The sequence below is a fragment of the Chromobacterium sp. Beijing genome (assembly GCF_021496765.1).
In the GTDB taxonomy this organism is placed as follows: Bacteria; Pseudomonadota; Gammaproteobacteria; order Burkholderiales; family Chromobacteriaceae; genus Chromobacterium.
This window is the reverse complement of the sequence record NZ_CP053750.1, coordinates 1618079-1633533: the sequence shown is the minus strand read 5'-3', so window position 1 is coordinate 1633533 and position 15455 is coordinate 1618079. Positions and strand designations below refer to the sequence as shown.

The window sequence follows — 15455 nt, the reverse complement described above, 5'->3', positions numbered from 1 at the left end:
ACATCTGACCGCGTTTTAAAGCACAACAGCCGCTTGGAGCGGCTGTTGTGCTTTGGCGGAGCCGCGCGGCTTCAGCTGCGGCCCAGCTTGAAGTTTTGCCAGAAACGGCCGTAGATGCGCAGGGTTTCCTGACCCACGCTCTTTTGAATGAAGCTGTTTTTCAGGTCTTCGGAATTGGGGAAGATGGAGCGGTCGTTCAGGTACTGTTTGTTGACGAACTGCCGCGCCGGCAGGCTGCCCGGGGCGAAGGTCACGGTATTGGCGTTGTCCGCGGCGATCTTGGGTTCCAGGCTGTAGTTGATGAAGGACAGCGCGTTGGCCACGTTCTTGGCGTCCTTGGGGATGGCCATGCTGTCCACCCAGATGGCCACGCCCTGTTTGGGCATCAGCGGAACCACCTTGACGCCGTTCTTGGCGTCCGCGGCGCGGCGTTTGGCGATGTTGAGGTCGCCGCCGTAGCCCATGGCCAGGCAGACTTCGCCGCTGGCCATGTCGTTGATGTAGCCGGAGGAGGAGATGCGGGTGACGCTGGCGCGCATGGCGTTGAGCTGCGGCATGATGGCGCGGTAGTCGGCTTCCTTGGTGCTGCCCGGGTCCTTGCCGAAGTAGTGCAGCGCCATCGGGAAGAATTCGGACGGGGAGTCCAGAATGCTGACGCCGCAGGATTTGAGCTTGGACACGTACTCAGGCTTGAACAGCAGATCCCATTCATTGGCCGGCAGCTTGCCGCCCAGCGCTTTTTTGACCTTTTCCTCATTGATGCCCAGGGTGATCACGCCCCAGAAATACGGCACCGCGTATTTATTGCCCGGATCGGACACTTCCATCATTTTCAGCAGCGCCGGGTCTATGTTCTTGTAGTTGGGGATCTTGCTCTTGTCCAGCGGCTGAAACAGCCCGGCCTTGATGCCCAGGCCCAGCACATTATTGGACGGCACCACCAGATCGAAGCCGGAGCGGCCGGTCATCAGCTTGGCGTTCAGGGTTTCCATGCTGTCGTAGACACTGTAATTGACCTTGACGCCGGTTTGCTTGCTGAAGGCCGGCACGGTGGTGGGAGCGATGTAGTCGGACCAGTTATAGACGTTGACGGTATTGGCTTGGGCGTGGGCGGCGCCGGCGAGGCCGAGCGCGAGCAGACAGTGCTTCCAGGTATTCATGTTCTCTTCCTTCTCTCTCTTTGCATGGTTCTTTCCTGCGCCGTATCGCCAACGCGCGGCAGATCGTAAGCAGGTTCTTATGCGGCGGCCGGTAGGCCCGGCTCTGGCGCAAGGCGCCGGCGCGGGGCCGGATCTTGCCGAGCCAGCATATCGCCCCGCGCTGGTGGCGTCTATTATTTTTGCCATTTGATGTTTTTGTGTTAATTATCTGCATACTCCATGCAACCACGCCTGACGCGCGCGGTCCTGCCATAAGCGGGACCGGCCGGCGGACACGGCGGGACGCGCGCATACGCGACGGCGCTTGAGCGCCGCCGCGGGCACATAACAAGGCGAGGGCCGACGTTGCGACGCGGCCCCGGACAAAGGAGATGCACCATGCGTAATGTTGACAACGCGCTGCCGGCCCCGGACGGGAGAGGCTTGAGCGCTAAGGGTTTGCCCGCCGGCTCCATCGGCATTCTCGGGCTGGTGGTGATCGGCATTTCCGTATGCGCGCCGGCGTACACGCTGACCGCCTCGCTGGGGCCGGCGGCCTCCCAGGTGGGCAAGCAGATGCCGGCGGTGTTTTTCGTCAGTTTCATTCCCATGCTGTTGGTGGCGATAGGCTACCGCGAGCTGAACCGCGAGATGCCGGATGCCGGGACGTCCTTCACCTGGGCCACGCGCGCCTTCGGGCCGTGGATAGGCTGGATCGCCGGCTGGGGGCTGGTGGTGTCCACGGTGTTGGTGCTGTCCAACACCGCCGCGGTGGCGATGGATTTCATGTATCTGGCCTTGGGCCAGGCGCTGGGGCGGCCGGACATCGCGGCCCTGCCTGACAACACGGTGGTGAACATCGTCTCCTGCCTTGGTTTTATGGCGGTGGCCACCTGGATTTCCTGTCGCGGCCTGCAATCCACCAAACGGGTGCAGTATGTGTTGGTGTCGTTTCAGGTGCTGGTGCTGGCCTGGTTCGCATGGGCGGCGTTCAGCGCCGCCGCCGACGGCGGCCATCCGTATTCCATTCCGGTGGAGTGGAGCTGGTTCAATCCCTTCGCCGTGGAAAGCTTTTCCCAATTCGCCGCCGGGGTGGCGGTGTCCATCTTCGCCTATTGGGGCTGGGACACGGTGGTGACCATCAGCGAGGAGACCACCGGCGACAAGCGCGCCAATTTGTCCGGCAAGGCCGCCACGCTGGTGATGGTGCTGCTGGTGGGCTCTTATGTGTTGATCAGCGCGGCGGTGGTGTCCTTCGCCGGCGTGGGCACGGACGCCACCGGCCTCGCCAACCCGGCCATCGCCGCCAATGTGTTCACCGCGCTGGCCGGGCCGGTGATGGGGCCGGCGGCCATTCTGCTGTCGCTGGCGGTGATGTCCAGTTCCGCGGCCTCCCTGCAGTCCACCTTTATGTCGCCGGCGCGCACCATGCTGGCGATGGGCCATTACCAGGCCTTGCCGGCCAGATACGCGGTGGTGGAGTCTCGCTTCAAGGCGCCGGCTTACGCCACCGTGGTGTCCGCGCTGGTGGCTTCGGCGTTTTACGCGGTGATGCGGGTCTTGAGCGAAAACGTGCTGTCCGACACCATTACCGCGCTGGGCATGATGGTGTGTTTCTATTACGGCCTGACGGCCTTTGCCTGCGTCTGGTATTTCCGCAAGCAGGCGCTGACTTCGGCGCGCCATTTCCTGTTGCGCGGCCTGTGCCCGGGGCTGGGCGGCGTCCTGCTGTTCGTCGCCCTGATCCGCACCACGCTGGACAGCATGGATCCGGCTTTCGGCAGCGGCTCGCATATCGGCGGCCTGGGTCTAGTGTTCATCCTGGGCGTGACGGTGGCCTTGGTCGGTCTACTGCTCATGCTGTACATGTACCGCAAGCATCCGGCCTTCTTCCGCGGCGAGGTGCTGAAGAAGGGCACGCCGGTGTTCAGCTTCGACGAAAAAATCTGAGCATCTGTTTGCGATCAGCTGCGCGTCGGCGGGGTGGCGTTGAACCCCGCTGAGCGCGCGCAAATGAAAAAGCCGCCCGGGAGGGCGGCTTTGATGTTTGACTCGCGCCGGCGGCTCAGATGCGGAAGAAACGCACCGCCTGATGCAGGTTCTGGGCGATGTCGGACATCGAGCGCGAGCTGTCCGCCACATTGCTGACGATGGCGGTGTTTTCCTCGGCCATCTGCGCCACTTTCTCCATGTTCTGGGCAATCTCGGTGCTGGCCAGCTTCTGCTCCTGCACCGCGCTGACGATGGTGCCGGTGCTGTCGGTGGATTTGGCCACCGCCTGTTCGCCTTCTTGCAAGGCGGCTTCAACGGTGGAGACAAAGGATTGGCTGCTGCTCAGGGAGGCGAGGCTGCTGGTGATGGCGTCTTCCAGTTCCACCGACTGGGTGCCCAGCACATGGGTGACCTGATCGATTTCCTTGGCGGATTCCGCCGAGCGTTCCGCCAGCACGCGCACTTCGTCGGCCACCACGGCGAAGCCGCGGCCCAGTTCGCCGGCGCGCGCGGCTTCGATGGCGGCGTTCAGCGCCAGCAGATTGGTCTGATCGGCGATGTCGCGCACCTGGCTGGTCATGCTGGTGATCTTGCGGGTGTTGGCGACGAAGTTTTTCACCGCTTCGGCGATGCCGTTGACCGCTTTCTCGACATTGTCGACTTCCTTGATCAACAGGCTGAGCTGGGCGGTGCCATTCTTGGCGGTGACCAGGCTGGTCTGCGCATGTTCGCGCACTTCCTGGGCGGCTTCGGCCACGTGGCTGATGCTGACGGTGAGCTCTTCCACCGCGGCGGCGGAGCTGGCGGCGGCCTGGCTTTGCTGATGGGAGGCGGTCAGCACCTGATCGGCGGATTCGGACAGCTGGCCGGCCACGCTATTGGCTTCTTCCGCGCCTTGCTGGACGTTGCCGATGGCTTTCACCAGTTGTTCGCGCATATCGGCCAGCGCGGCGATAACCTGGGCCGGCTCGTCCTTGCCGTCCGGCTGCAGCTCGATGCGCAGATTGCCGGCGGCCACTTCGCGCGCGGCTTCCACCGCGCTGTTCAGCGGGCGGGTGATGGAACGGGTCAGCAGCCAGCCTATCAGCACGGCCGCGCCCAGGCAGACGGCGGTGATGGTCAGCGAGGTGGCGCGCACGGCGGTGGCGCTGGTTTCAGCGTCCTTGCGGCTGTCCTGGGCGCGGTCGGCCAGCGCCTTGCTGAGGGCTTCCACCTTTTGTTCCAGCTGGTGGATCAGCGGGCGGTGCTCCCCGACCATGAAGGCTTCCGCCTCCTTGTTCTGGTTGGCCATCGCCAGCGCCATCAGCTTTTTAGTGGGGGCGTCCAGCGCCTCCTGGGCCTGGCCCACGTCTTTGAGCAGGGCGGCGGTGGCCGGTATCGGCGGGAACTTGGTGAAGTGGTCTTCCAGCGCCTTTTCGGCGTTGTTGAAGGCCTTGATGGTCTGGTCGGTCTGCGCCTTGATCTCGGCCATCTTGGCCGGATCGGTTTCAATGATCAGATCGCGCGCGCCGATGCGCTGCTGCTGCAGGTGGTGATCCAGCTGAGCGACTATCAGCAAGGATTCCAGCCGGTTGTCGGTGATGTCCTCCATGCTGTCGCTGATGGAGGAGAGCCCGTTGAGCATGACCACACTCATGATCAGCACCAGGGCGATCAGCGCGCCGAAGGCGAGGGCGAGTCTTTGTCCAATGCGCAGGTTTTTCATCAGTTTGTCCCGTGGTGACTTTATTGTGGTGCTTCCAATTTAATATATTTATGAAGTGATCAAAAAGTGAATAATTACTTATAGGACAGCGGATAAATTTTTGGAGACGTTTTTGCGTCTTCGCGCAAAAACCATGGGCATGAGGCGGCGCGCCGGCGAGGCGGGCCGGGGCGCGGCGCGGCGGCGGCGCTTATGCGACGGGTATGAAAAAAGCGGACCGGGGTCCGCTTGCTCTGGCTTGCCGCGTTTTGCGGCTTACTTCTGGATTTGCGCCTTGGCTTTCAGCTCGGCGATCAGCTTTTCCACGCGGCCGCCCATGATGCGCTGGGTCAGTTGCGGGCGGATGTCGTCCAGCGCCGGCACATTGCGTTGCACGCGGGCGTCGTCCAGCTTGATCACGTGCCAGCCGAACTCGGTCTTCACCGGCTTGGCGGTCACTTCGCCCTTGGACAGCTTGGTCATGGCTTCGGAGAACGGCGCCACGAAGGTGCCGGCTTCCTGCCAGTCCAGATCGCCGCCCTTGTCCTTGCTGCCCGGATCCTGGGACTTCTCCTTGGCCAGCTTGTCGAAAGACTTGCCTTTCTTCAGCGCGTCGATCACCGCCTTGGCTTCGGCCTCGGTCTTCACCAGGATGTGGCGAGCGTGGTATTGCTTGGTTTCCGGCACGCTGGCCACCAGCTTGTCGTATTCGGCTTTCAGATCGGCGTCGCTGACCGGATTGGACTTTTCATAATCCTTGATCAGGCGGTTGGCCAGCGCCATCGCTTGCATATTGGCCAGTTCGGCGGCGAATTCCGGCGACTTGTCCAGACCCTTCTTCACGGCTTCCTGGCGCAGCACTTCGGCGGTGACCAGTTGATCCTTGACCATGTCGCGCGCTTGCGGGTTGGCCGGCTGGCCCTGGGCTTCCATCATCTTGACCACGGCGTCGATGCGGGCGTCGGTGATGGCCTGGCCGTTGACGACCGGGCCGGCAACCACGATGGCGCTGCCGGCGAAGGCGGCGACGAGGGCGCTGGTCAGCAAGATTTTACGCATATTCTTAGATGTCCTGATGGGTTGGTTTATTGGATCTTGGCCTTGGCGCGCAGGTCTTCCACTGCCTTGGCGATGGCTTCTTCTTGCAGTTGGCGGCCGATTTGCGGCTTGGCCTCATCCAGCGACGGAAGCTTGGCGTCACGAATGTCTTCCACCTTGAACACATGCCAGCCCAGCGGGGACTGGTAGGGCTTGCCGCTGGTCTGGCCTTTGCGGATGTCTTTCAGCGCGGCGGCCAGCGGCGGGTCCATGCGGTTGAGGTTGCCCCAGCCCATTTCGCCGTTGCTTTGCTTGGCGTTGGGGTCAATGGAGCGGGCCTTCACCAGTTCGTCGAACTTGGCGCCTTTTTTCAGATCGGCGATCGCCTTCTGCGCGTCGGCCTCGCTTTTCAGCGTGATCTGGCGCGCGTGGACTTCCTTGCTGCCGGTCTGCTGGGCGGCGAGCTTGTCGTAGACGCCCTTGATCTGGGCGTCGGTCACCGGCACCTGTTTGGCGATGTCGGCGAACAGCGCTTCGCGCAGCATTTCATTGCGGATGTCGTCCAGGCGCTGGGTGAACAGCGGCTGCTTGTCCAGCTGGCGCTTGCGCGCTTCCTGCAGAATCACTTCGCGGGTGATCAGCGAGGTTTTCAATTGCTCGCGCAGCTCAGGGTTGTCCTGGGCCTTGCCGCCGCTGCTTTGCACGATGTTGGCGACGGCCGCGTCCAGTTCCTTCTTGTCGATGGCGGCGCCGTTGACCACGGCGATGGATTCCGCGGCGGCGGGCAGGGCGACGGAGGCGGCCAGCGCGAGGGCGGCGATGCGGGAAAGCTTCATGGGGTATCTATCCTTCTTATGGAATCAAGTCAGATTTCTTCTGGCGTGAACGCTCTGATGGCCAGAGCGTGCACCTTGGTTTGCATCAAGTCGCCCAGCGTTTCGTAGATCAGCCGGTGGCGATGCACGCGGCTCAATCCCTGAAAGCGGGCGCTGACGATGGTTAGCGTGTAATGTCCGCCGCCGTCGCGCGCGCCGGCGTGTCCGGCGTGCAAGGCGCTGTCGTCCTGGATGTCCAGGTGTTCCGGCGTCAAGGCCTGCAAGGCGGCGCTGAGCAGTTCAACCGTGGCGCTCATTGCGGAAACACCTTGAGGAAGGGTTTGACGCTGACGTCGGCGTAGACGCCGGCCGCCACGTAGGGATCGGCGTCGGCCCAGGCCTGGGCGGCGTCCAGCGATTCGAATTCCGCGACGATCAGGCTGCCGCTGAAACCGGCCGGGCCGGGGCTGGCGCTGTCGATGGCGGGACAGGGGCCGGCCAGCACCAGGCGGCCGGCGTCCTGCAGCGCCTGCAAGCGCGCCAGGTGGGCCGGGCGGGCCTCCAGCCGGCGCGGCAGCGAATCTTCATGATCTTGGCCGATGATGGCGTAAAGCATTATTTCTTTTCCTCAATGTATTTGGCGAGGAACAGGCTTTGGGCGATGACGAAGGCCAGCATCAGGCCCAGGCCGCCAAACAGTTTGAAATTGACCCAGACGTCTTCGCTGAAGCGATAGGCGACAAAGAGGTTGAGCGCGCCCATGAAGGCGAAGAAGCCCACCCAGGCCCAGGTTAGCTTGCGCCAGACCGGGGCCGGCAATTGCAGCTGCTGGCCCATCATCAGCTTCAGGCCGTTCTTGCCCAGGAAGTCGCTGATCAGCAGGCCGGCGCCCATCACCCAGTACAGCACGGTGGGCTTCCACATGATGAAGTGCTTGTCGTGCAACAGCAGGGTGGCGCCGCCCAGCACCACGATCAGGCCCAGGCTGACCCACTGCATGGTGTCCACCTTGCGGTGGCGCAGCCAGGTCCAGCCCACCAGCAAGGTGGTGGCGGCGATGGCGACGCCGGTGGCGATGAACATGTCGCGGCTCAGCCAGTAAGTGGCGAAGAACAGGACGACGGGAAACAGGTCGGTGAAGAATTTCATGCGCACGATTATGGGGGCGGCCCGGCGGATATTCAAGCCGGGCAAGGGTTGAAGAGTGAGGTGCGGGTTCTTGATCCGGCCGGCGCCCGCGAACGGGGCGCCGCCGGAGCGGCCTTTAGCGCGGGGCCTGGGTCTGCTTGACCACGCTCATCGCGCTGGCCACCAGCGAACCGACGTCGGCGACGTTGGCCGGCAGGATGATGGTGTTGTTTTCCTTGGCCAGTTTGCCGAAGGCGGCCACGTATTGTTCGGCCACTTTCAGGTTGACCGCTTCCAGGCCGCCCTCGGTGTGGATGGAGCTGGCCACGCGCTTGATCGCGTCGGCGGTGGCGTCCGCCACCAGACGCAGCGCTTCGGCCTCGCCCAGCGCCTTGTTGATGGCGGCTTGCTTGTCGCCCTCGGAGTTGTTGATGGTGGCTTGCATCTCGCCCTGGGATTTCTGGATCGCCGCTTCGCGCGAGCCGTTGGCCAGGTTGATCTGCTCCATCTTCAAGCCTTCGGACTGGGCGATGCGCGCGCGCTTCTCCCGTTCCGCGGTGATCTGCGCCTGCATCGCGTGCAGGATGTCCTGCGGCGGCACCAGATCCTTGATCTCGTAGCGCAGCACTTTCACGCCCCAGTTGACCGCGGCCTCGTCCAGCGCCGCCACCACGGTCTGGTTGATCTCGTCGCGTTCCTCAAAGGTCTTGTCCAGCTCCATCTTGCCGATCACAGAGCGCAGCGTGGTTTGCGACAGCTGAGTGATGGCGATGATGAAGTTGCTGGTGCCGTAGGAGGCGCGCTGGGCGTCGGTCACCTGGAAGTAGAGGATGCCGTCCACTTTCAGCTGGGTGTTGTCGCGGGTGATGCAGACCTGGCTGGGCACGTCCAGCGGCACTTCCTTCAAGCTGTGCTTGTAGGCGATGCGGTCGATGAAGGGAATGATGATGTTGAGGCCGGGCGCCAGGGTGCCGTGATAGCGGCCGAGGCGTTCGACGATGTAGGCGTTCTGCTGCGGCACCACGGCCAGCGATTTGAACACGAAGACGATGACGGCGGCGAGCAGGATCAGGGGCAGGAGTTCCATGGGTCTTATTGTTCCGGTTGGGTTGAACTGATTTTGAGCAGATTGCCATCGCGGCCGACGATGTAGGCGGTGGCGCCGGCTTCCAGCGCGGCGCCGTCGACGGGAGACGCGTCCCAGGCCGCGCCGCGGTATTGCACGCGAACGTGGCCGGCGGGGGAGGCGTGGAGGATTTGCACCGGCTGGCCGAGATCGGGATCGTCTGCGCGCGGCTGGGCGGCGGCGGACGGATGACGGCGCTTGTAAGCGTAAACCAGCGCCACGCCGATCACGCCGGCAAGGCTGGCGATCACGTATTGGCTGGCCTCGGCCGCGCCCAGCCAAGCGGCAGCGCCGCCGCACAGCATGGCGACGGCGACGACCAGCAGGTAAAAGGTGCCGGAAAAGAACTCGGCGATCAGCGCGATCAGCGCGCTGGCAATCCAGATGGCGGTTAGCGGCAAAACAATGCCCTTGTCAAATTGAAGCGCTCATTTTCATGCCATCGCCGCGGAATGACAAGCGAGCGGGCGTCGACCGTCAAAAAAACAGGCGGACGCCTAGAGCCGGTTTACGGTCCCGCTCTTGCTCGCGAGACCCTGAACCGGTTCTCAGACATGATCCTTGTCCGGCAGATAATGAGACAGGCGAGCCTCTTCCTCCTCATCCAGCCAGAATTTGTCCAGCATGAACCAGACTACGGCAAGCAGCGAAGCGAGCACGACAAGCAGGATGATCACGGCTTTGGCTCCTCTAAGGTGAACAAGGCGCATTCCCGTTTTCATTGTAGTGCTTGCCCGGGCGCTTTGCCGGCGCTGGGGTACAATCCACTCCTTCGGACAGTCAGAGGGGCGGAATGTTCCATTTGCAAGCGTCGGCCCAGGCCGAGATCGAAATCAGGAAGAGCCGCTTCATCGGCATCGTGCAGCCGGTGAGCAGCCGGGAAGAGGCGTTGGCGCGGCTGGCGGAGATCCGCGCGCAATGGCCGGACGCGCGCCATTATTGCGCGGTGCTGCTGTGCGGCGCGGATTCCATGCTGGACGACGACGGCGAGCCATCCGGCACCGCGGCGCGGCCGATGTACAACGTGTTGCGGCATAAGGACGTTTGCGATGTGCTGGCGGTGGTGGTCCGTTATTTCGGCGGAATTAAATTGGGTGCGGGCGGCTTGGTCAGAGCCTACACTCAAGCTGTCAACGCCGCGATGGACGCGGCCAGCCTGACGGCGGTGGTGCCGCGCGGCGATTACGCGGCGACGGTGGATTTCGCCGGCGAGGCGCGGCTGCGCCATTTGTGCCAAGAACTGGGCGTGCCGGTATCGGCGCCCGTTTACGGCGAGCGGGTGAGCTTGACGCTGAGCCTGCCGCTCGCGGAGGCGGAGGCCTTGCTGGCGGCGTTGACGGACGGGATGGCCGGCGCGCTGGAGGTGTCGCCGGCCGACTGAAGCGCCGTACGGCGCGGGCGGGGCCGCGCCGGCCCTTCAAGAGGGAGAGAGGGAACTCATGTCGCAACAGCAATATCGCCTGGTGACGCGCAGCGATTTCGACGGACTGGTGTGCGCGGTGCTGCTCAACGAACTGAATATGATCAACGAGATCAAGTTCGCCCACCCCAAGGACATGCAGGACGGCAAGGTGGAGATCACCGAGAACGACATCACCACCAACCTGCCTTACGTGGCGGCGGCGCATCTGGTCATCGACCACCATCTTTCCGAAACCCTGCGCAATTCCAGCGCGGACAATTACGTGATCGACCCCAAGGCGCCGTCGGCGGCGCGGGTGGTGTACAAGCACTTTGGCGGCAAGCAGGTGTTTCCCAATATCAGTGACGAGATGATGGAGGCGGTGGACAAGGCGGATTCCGCGCAGTACACCTTGCAGGAAGTGCTGCATCCGTCCGGCTGGGTGCTGCTCAACTATCTGATGGACGCACGCACCGGCCTGGGGCGCTTCAAGGAGTTCCGCATCAGCAATTACCAGCTGATGCTGGACTTGATCCGCTATTGCCGCGACCACAGCATCGATCAAATCCTGGCCTTGCCGGACGTGCAGGAGCGGGTGGAGCTGTACGCCAAGCACGAGGCGCTGGCCAAGGAGCAGATCCGGCGCTGTTCCCGCGTTTACGGCAATCTGGTGGTGTTGAACCTGCTGCATGAGGACGTGATCCATCCCACCAACCGCTTCATGATTTACGCGCTGTTCCCGGACTGCAATATCTCCATCCACCAGCTATGGGGCGTCAATCGGCAGAACACGGTGTTCGCGGTGGGCAAGTCCATCATCAACCGCAGCTCGCGCACCAATGTGGGCGCGCTGATGCTGCAGTACGGCGGCGGCGGCCATGAGGCGGCCGGCACCTGCCAGGTGGGCAACGACCAGGCCGAAGATGTGCGCGACGAGCTGGTCGCGCGCATCCGCGGCCACGGCTGAGAGCCGGTTGACGATGGTGCGCGTTAAGGCGTGGCGAGGCGGCTGAACTCGCCGTGCCGCGCCTCATCACGCGCAGCCGCTCGTATCAGGCCAGCTGTTGCAGCACTTCCAGCGCTTGATGCAGATCCTGGCATACCGCCAGCGCGTGATGGGTCTGGTCCGCCGGCGGCGTGACCAGGTCCGGCACCAGAATCACCCGCATGCCGGCGGCGACGCCGGCGTGCAGGCCGTAGATCGAGTCTTCCAGCACCACGCAGCGCAGCGGATCGACGCCCAGCTTGCGCGCGGCGGCCAGGTAGACGTCCGGCGCCGGCTTGGTGTGGGCGACTTCGTCGCCGGCCACCACGGTGTCGAAATAACGCGATAGCCCGGTGCGGCCCAGCTTGATGTCCGCCAGCTGACGCTGGGTGGACGTGGCCACCGCGCGCGGTAGGTTTTGTCCGCGCGCCCAGTCCAGCAGCGCCTCGATGCCGCGCTTCAGCGGAATCTCCTCATGTTCCAGCATCTGCCAGTAATGCCGGCGGCCCACATTCTGCAGCGCGACGGCGTCGTCCTGGCTGCCCAGCCTTTCACTGAGGAATTCGGTGCAGCGGCGCATGGACAGGCCCACCATGTCCAGCAGCAGCTGATCGCTGAGCGTCATGTCCAGTTCGTCGGCGGCGCGGCGCCAGGACTCCATGGAAATTCTTTCGGTGTCTATCATCAAACCATCCATGTCGAACAGGATGGCGTCATAGTTTTGCGGCATGCGGACTCCTTTTCCGGGCTTCGACCTTAACCCGATCGCCCGGCTGCGGCAAGCGCTTCCCCTCTGGTATAGTGGGCCATCGCAAACGGCAGAGGAGGCGGATGTGCAATCGGTATTGGTGGCCAACCCCAAGGGCGGCAGCGGCAAATCGACCTTGGCGACCAATCTGGCCGGCTATTACGCCGCGCGCGGCAAGCGCGTGATGCTGGGCGATGTGGACCGGCAGCAATCCTCGCTGGGCTGGCTGGCGCAACGCGACGCGGCGCTGCCTCCCATCGCCGGCTGGGAGGTCAAGGCCGGAGAAGCGGCGCGGCCGCCCAAGGGCACGGAGGTGGTGGTGCTGGACAGCGCCGCGGGCCTGCACGGCAAAAAGCTGGCGGCCCTGGTGTCCCGGGTGGAGCGCATCCTGGTGCCCATCCAGCCGTCGCCGTTCGACATGTGGGCGAGCGAGGCTTTTTTCGAACAGCTGCTGGAAGAGAAGGCCATCCGCAAGAACAAGGCCTTCATGGCGGTGGTGGGCATGCGGGTGGACCCGCGCACCCGCTCCGCGCGCGAACTGGAGAAATTCCTGGCGGAGCATCAGGTGCCGGTGTTGACCTGGCTGCGCGACACCCAGCTTTACGTGCAGGCGGCGTCCAGCGGCTTGTCCCTGTTCGACCTGCCGCCGTCGCGCGCGCAGCGCGACCGCGAGGCCTGGCAGCCTCTGCTCAACTGGCTGGGCGAGGAGGACGGCAGCTGGTGCGACAAATGAAATGTTTTGTCTTGATCTGAAATAAAATCGCTTGACGTGAAGAAACCTGCGGCGTAAGGTTTGCCGGTAAGTGCGTGCGAGCCAAACGAGAGCGTCGCAGGGGGCACTGTAAACGGGAGCCGTCGAGCTCCCGTTTATGTTTGGGGCCCCTTGTTTTTTGACTCTTTTCCGCTTTGGGAGCACACGCATGATCAAGACAGAACTCAATTACGGCGACGTTTACCTGGTGCCGAAAAAAACCGTGGTGGACAGCCGCAAGGAGTGCGACACCTCGGTGCAATTCGGCCCGCGCCGTTTCGACATGCCGGTTTACGCGTCGAACATGAAGTCGGTGGTCTGCGCCGAAACCAGCGAGCTCTTCGCCGCTCGGAACTGGTTCTACACCATGCACCGCTTCAATGTGGACGCGGTGGCCTTTACCCGCGCCATGCAGGACAAGGGCCTGTTCGCCTCCATCAGCGTCGGCGTCAACGACGACACGCTGGAACAGCTGGCCGCGCTCAAGCAGGCCGGCCTCACTCCTGAATACATGACGCTGGACATCGCCAACGCCTGGTGCGTGAAGGCGGAGCGCATGATCCAGCACATCAAGCAGACCTTCCCCGAGACCTTTCTGATCGGCGGCAACATCGCCACCGGCGAAGCCGCGCGCGATCTGGAAAGCTGGGGCTGCGACGCGATCAAGGCCGGCATCGCCGGCGGCCGCGTCTGCATCACCAAGAACAAGACCGGTTTCCACCGCCCGATGATTTCCACGGTGCAGGACTGCGTGGCCGCGGTGTCCGTGCCGGTGATTGCCGACGGCGGCATCGTCGAGCACGGCGATATCGCCAAGGCGCTGGCCTGCGGCGCCAGCATGGTCATGGCGGGCTCGCTGTTCGCCGGCTACGACGAATCCGCCGGCGAGATCGTCGAGATCAACGGCAAGCACTACAAGGAATACTTCGGCAGCGCCTCTCAGTTCAACAAGGGCGCCTACGTCAATGTGGAAGGCAAGAAGATTCTTGTTGAGTACAAGGGCAGCATCGGCAAGCTGCTGCGCGAACTGCAGGAAGACCTGCAGTCCTCGATCAGCTACGCCGGCGGCAATACCCTGCAGGCCTTGCGCGGGGCGGAACTGATCCAGGTTCGCCGCTGATCCGGGCGGCGCGGCTCAGGCGTGCTGCGCCGCCGGGTGCGGCGCTTCTTCTGCTTGCGGCTGGGTGCGGCATTGCGCCCAGATCGAGCACTCCAGCTGCATTGCCACCTCGTCGCGCTGATTGACGGTGGTCCAGCGCACCTTCACCACGCCGAAGCCGGGCTGGCTGTTGGAGCGGCGCTTGTCCAGCACCTCCACGGTGACGCGCAAGGCGTCGCCGGCGCGGGTGGGCTGGGGCCAACGCATCTTGTCGATCTGCATGCCGATCAAGCCGTTGGCCATCTTGCCCAGCTCGGTCTGGGTCACCAGCCGCATGCTCAGGCTGCTGGTCTGCCAGCCGCTGGCGGCCAGGCCGCCGAACAGGCTGTCCGCCGCGCGCTGCGGATCGGTGTGGAAGTATTGCGGATCATACTGCCGGGCGAAGCCGATCAGTTCGTCCTCGCTCAATACATGGGTGGGACTGTGAAACAGCTGTCCGGCTTTCAAATCTTCAAAATAGAGCATATCGACTTACGTTTGCGTCATCTCGAGCGCGCAGCTTAACGCGGCCGGCGAAACGGGTCAAAATCCCTGGTGCGTTCAGCCCAGCAAGGGGGATATTTTGTCGCAAGATAGACAGTTGGAAGTGTGCGCCGGCTCGCTGGCGTCTTGCCTGGCCGCCGCGCAGGGCGGCGCGGCCAGGGTGGAATTGTGCGCCAGCCTGGAAACCGGCGGGCTCACGCCGTCGCCTGGCATGATTGCGCTGGCGAGGCAGAGGCTGAACATTGGCCTGCATGTGATCGTGCGTCCGCGCGGCGGCGATTTTCTGTATTCGGACGAGGAGTTCGACGTGATGCGCCGCGACGTGCTGGCCTGCCGCGAACTGGGGGCGGACGGCGTGGTGTTGGGCCTGCTGACCGCGGACGGCGAGGTGGACGTGGAGCGCAGCCGAGAACTGGTCCAGCTGGCCGGGCCGATGACGACCACCTTCCATCGCGCCTTCGACATGGCGCGGGATCCCGAGCGGGCGCTGGAACAGGTCATCGCCAGCGGCTGCCGGCGCTTGCTGAGCTCCGGCCAGGCGCCGGACGCGCTGGCGGGCGCGGCCCTGATCCGCCGGCTGAGCCGCCAGGCGGGCGAGCGGCTGATCCTGATGCCGGGCGGCGGCGTGCGGCCGGACAATCTGGCCGAACTCGCGCGCGCCACCGGCTGCCGAGAATTCCACGCCTCGGCCCGGGTCAAGGTGGCCAGCGCGATGCGCTACCGCCAGACCGGGATCAGCATGGGCGCGGCGGGCCAGGACGAGTACGACAGACGGGAAAGCTGCGCCGAAACCATACGGACCATGACGGATTTGCTGCGCGGCCTGGATTGACGCTTGTCGGACGGCACGCATTTGCAGGATGATGCTGACATTTCCGGCCGCGGACCATTCAAGAGCCGCGGACCAAAATATGAACCAAGGCGCGCCGACGCAGGCAGTGCAAGCCGTACGACCAGGAAGCGCAATGCAGGATCAGGGGTTTTGTCAGCGGTTTTAAGGAGCGC

General features: G+C 63.8%; 18 protein-coding genes. 6 read left to right on the top strand and 12 right to left on the bottom strand.

Going from position 1 to position 15455, the window contains the following annotated elements; translation table 11 throughout:
- Positions 1-71: 71 nt before the first annotated feature.
- Complete coding sequence (locus tag HQN78_RS07745; RefSeq protein WP_107799299.1) at positions 72-1160, bottom strand: polyamine ABC transporter substrate-binding protein; 1089 nt, start codon at positions 1158-1160, stop codon at positions 72-74.
- Between the two features lie 378 nt (positions 1161-1538).
- On the opposite strand from HQN78_RS07745, the gene HQN78_RS07740 reads away from it, so the two are divergent.
- Complete coding sequence (locus HQN78_RS07740) at positions 1539-3089, top strand: APC family permease (RefSeq protein WP_235088843.1); 1551 nt, start codon at positions 1539-1541, stop codon at positions 3087-3089.
- 115 nt (positions 3090-3204) lie between these two features.
- Here the strand turns inward: HQN78_RS07740 and HQN78_RS25690 are convergent, their stop codons facing one another.
- The 9 genes from HQN78_RS25690 to HQN78_RS25480 form a co-directional block, all read right to left on the bottom strand.
- Positions 3205-4836, bottom strand: coding sequence for a methyl-accepting chemotaxis protein (locus tag HQN78_RS25690; RefSeq protein ID WP_107799297.1), 1632 nt, complete (start codon positions 4834-4836; stop codon positions 3205-3207).
- A gap of 255 nt (positions 4837-5091) precedes the next feature.
- Positions 5092-5874, bottom strand: a complete 783-nt coding sequence (locus HQN78_RS07725; RefSeq protein WP_107799296.1) for a peptidylprolyl isomerase — start codon at positions 5872-5874, stop codon at positions 5092-5094.
- Positions 5875-5900: 26 nt separating this feature from the next.
- On the bottom strand, positions 5901-6689 hold the full coding sequence (locus HQN78_RS07720; RefSeq protein WP_235088842.1) for a peptidyl-prolyl cis-trans isomerase: 789 nt from the start codon (positions 6687-6689) through the stop codon (positions 5901-5903).
- A 29-nt stretch (positions 6690-6718) separates the two neighbouring features.
- The gene (locus tag HQN78_RS07715; RefSeq protein WP_081544784.1) at positions 6719-6985 is read right to left on the bottom strand and encodes a BolA family transcriptional regulator; all 267 of its coding nucleotides are present in this window, start codon (positions 6983-6985) and stop codon (positions 6719-6721) included.
- Positions 6982-7284 carry a YciI family protein gene (locus HQN78_RS07710; protein ID WP_227108128.1) on the bottom strand — a complete coding sequence of 101 codons (303 nt, stop codon included), beginning with the start codon at positions 7282-7284 and terminating at the stop codon, positions 6982-6984. Before HQN78_RS07710 ends, HQN78_RS07715 begins: the two co-directional genes overlap by 4 nt.
- Positions 7284-7817, bottom strand: a complete 534-nt coding sequence (locus tag HQN78_RS07705; protein WP_107799293.1) for a septation protein A — start codon at positions 7815-7817, stop codon at positions 7284-7286. Before HQN78_RS07705 ends, HQN78_RS07710 begins: the two co-directional genes overlap by 1 nt.
- A gap of 115 nt (positions 7818-7932) precedes the next feature.
- Positions 7933-8883, bottom strand: a complete 951-nt coding sequence (locus tag HQN78_RS07700) for an SPFH domain-containing protein (RefSeq protein WP_107799292.1) — start codon at positions 8881-8883, stop codon at positions 7933-7935.
- A gap of 5 nt (positions 8884-8888) precedes the next feature.
- Positions 8889-9323 carry an NfeD family protein gene (locus tag HQN78_RS07695; protein ID WP_107799291.1) on the bottom strand — a complete coding sequence of 145 codons (435 nt, stop codon included), beginning with the start codon at positions 9321-9323 and terminating at the stop codon, positions 8889-8891.
- A 147-nt stretch (positions 9324-9470) separates the two neighbouring features.
- Positions 9471-9599, bottom strand: a complete 129-nt coding sequence (locus tag HQN78_RS25480; protein WP_255411645.1) for a hypothetical protein — start codon at positions 9597-9599, stop codon at positions 9471-9473.
- 116 nt (positions 9600-9715) lie between these two features.
- On the opposite strand from HQN78_RS25480, the gene HQN78_RS07690 reads away from it, so the two are divergent.
- A complete protein-coding gene (locus HQN78_RS07690; RefSeq protein WP_235088841.1) occupies positions 9716-10303 on the top strand; it encodes a YigZ family protein in 588 nt (195 codons plus the stop codon).
- Positions 10304-10361: 58 nt separating this feature from the next.
- Complete coding sequence (locus HQN78_RS07685) at positions 10362-11291, top strand: exopolyphosphatase (RefSeq protein WP_107799289.1); 930 nt, start codon at positions 10362-10364, stop codon at positions 11289-11291.
- 85 nt (positions 11292-11376) lie between these two features.
- On the opposite strand, the gene HQN78_RS07680 is transcribed toward HQN78_RS07685, so the two are convergent.
- On the bottom strand, positions 11377-12039 hold the full coding sequence (locus HQN78_RS07680; RefSeq protein WP_107799288.1) for an HAD family phosphatase: 663 nt from the start codon (positions 12037-12039) through the stop codon (positions 11377-11379).
- Between the two features lie 103 nt (positions 12040-12142).
- Here HQN78_RS07680 and HQN78_RS07675 point away from each other — a divergent pair, with 103 nt between their 5' ends.
- Positions 12143-12790: a ParA family protein gene (locus tag HQN78_RS07675; RefSeq protein WP_235088839.1), complete on the top strand. Its 648-nt coding sequence runs from the start codon at positions 12143-12145 to the stop codon at positions 12788-12790.
- Positions 12791-12977: 187 nt separating this feature from the next.
- A complete protein-coding gene (locus tag HQN78_RS07670; protein WP_107799286.1) occupies positions 12978-13928 on the top strand; it encodes a GMP reductase in 951 nt (316 codons plus the stop codon).
- 15 nt (positions 13929-13943) lie between these two features.
- On the opposite strand, the gene HQN78_RS07665 is transcribed toward HQN78_RS07670, so the two are convergent.
- Entirely contained in the window at positions 13944-14432 is a 489-nt protein-coding gene (locus HQN78_RS07665; protein ID WP_235088838.1) for a MaoC family dehydratase, read from the bottom strand.
- A 97-nt stretch (positions 14433-14529) separates the two neighbouring features.
- On the opposite strand from HQN78_RS07665, the gene HQN78_RS07660 reads away from it, so the two are divergent.
- The gene (locus HQN78_RS07660; RefSeq protein WP_235088833.1) at positions 14530-15282 is read left to right on the top strand and encodes a copper homeostasis protein CutC; all 753 of its coding nucleotides are present in this window, start codon (positions 14530-14532) and stop codon (positions 15280-15282) included.
- Positions 15283-15455: the final 173 nt, after the last annotated feature.

What these genes read in the sequence shown, in the direction of transcription:
- HQN78_RS07745 (WP_107799299.1), bottom strand. Translation starts at nt 1,160, where the DNA reads ATGAATACCTGGAAGCACTGTCTGCTCGCGCTCGGCCTCGCCGGCGCC.
- HQN78_RS07740 (WP_235088843.1), top strand. Translation starts at nt 1,539, where the DNA reads ATGCGTAATGTTGACAACGCGCTGCCGGCCCCGGACGGGAGAGGCTTG.
- HQN78_RS25690 (WP_107799297.1), bottom strand. Translation starts at nt 4,836, where the DNA reads ATGAAAAACCTGCGCATTGGACAAAGACTCGCCCTCGCCTTCGGCGCG.
- HQN78_RS07725 (WP_107799296.1), bottom strand. Translation starts at nt 5,874, where the DNA reads ATGCGTAAAATCTTGCTGACCAGCGCCCTCGTCGCCGCCTTCGCCGGC.
- HQN78_RS07720 (WP_235088842.1), bottom strand. Translation starts at nt 6,689, where the DNA reads ATGAAGCTTTCCCGCATCGCCGCCCTCGCGCTGGCCGCCTCCGTCGCC.
- HQN78_RS07715 (WP_081544784.1), bottom strand. Translation starts at nt 6,985, where the DNA reads ATGAGCGCCACGGTTGAACTGCTCAGCGCCGCCTTGCAGGCCTTGACG.
- HQN78_RS07710 (WP_227108128.1), bottom strand. Translation starts at nt 7,284, where the DNA reads ATGCTTTACGCCATCATCGGCCAAGATCATGAAGATTCGCTGCCGCGC.
- HQN78_RS07705 (WP_107799293.1), bottom strand. Translation starts at nt 7,817, where the DNA reads ATGAAATTCTTCACCGACCTGTTTCCCGTCGTCCTGTTCTTCGCCACT.
- HQN78_RS07700 (WP_107799292.1), bottom strand. Translation starts at nt 8,883, where the DNA reads ATGGAACTCCTGCCCCTGATCCTGCTCGCCGCCGTCATCGTCTTCGTG.
- HQN78_RS07690 (WP_235088841.1), top strand. Translation starts at nt 9,716, where the DNA reads ATGTTCCATTTGCAAGCGTCGGCCCAGGCCGAGATCGAAATCAGGAAG.
- HQN78_RS07685 (WP_107799289.1), top strand. Translation starts at nt 10,362, where the DNA reads ATGTCGCAACAGCAATATCGCCTGGTGACGCGCAGCGATTTCGACGGA.
- HQN78_RS07680 (WP_107799288.1), bottom strand. Translation starts at nt 12,039, where the DNA reads ATGCCGCAAAACTATGACGCCATCCTGTTCGACATGGATGGTTTGATG.
- HQN78_RS07670 (WP_107799286.1), top strand. Translation starts at nt 12,978, where the DNA reads ATGATCAAGACAGAACTCAATTACGGCGACGTTTACCTGGTGCCGAAA.
- HQN78_RS07665 (WP_235088838.1), bottom strand. Translation starts at nt 14,432, where the DNA reads ATGCTCTATTTTGAAGATTTGAAAGCCGGACAGCTGTTTCACAGTCCC.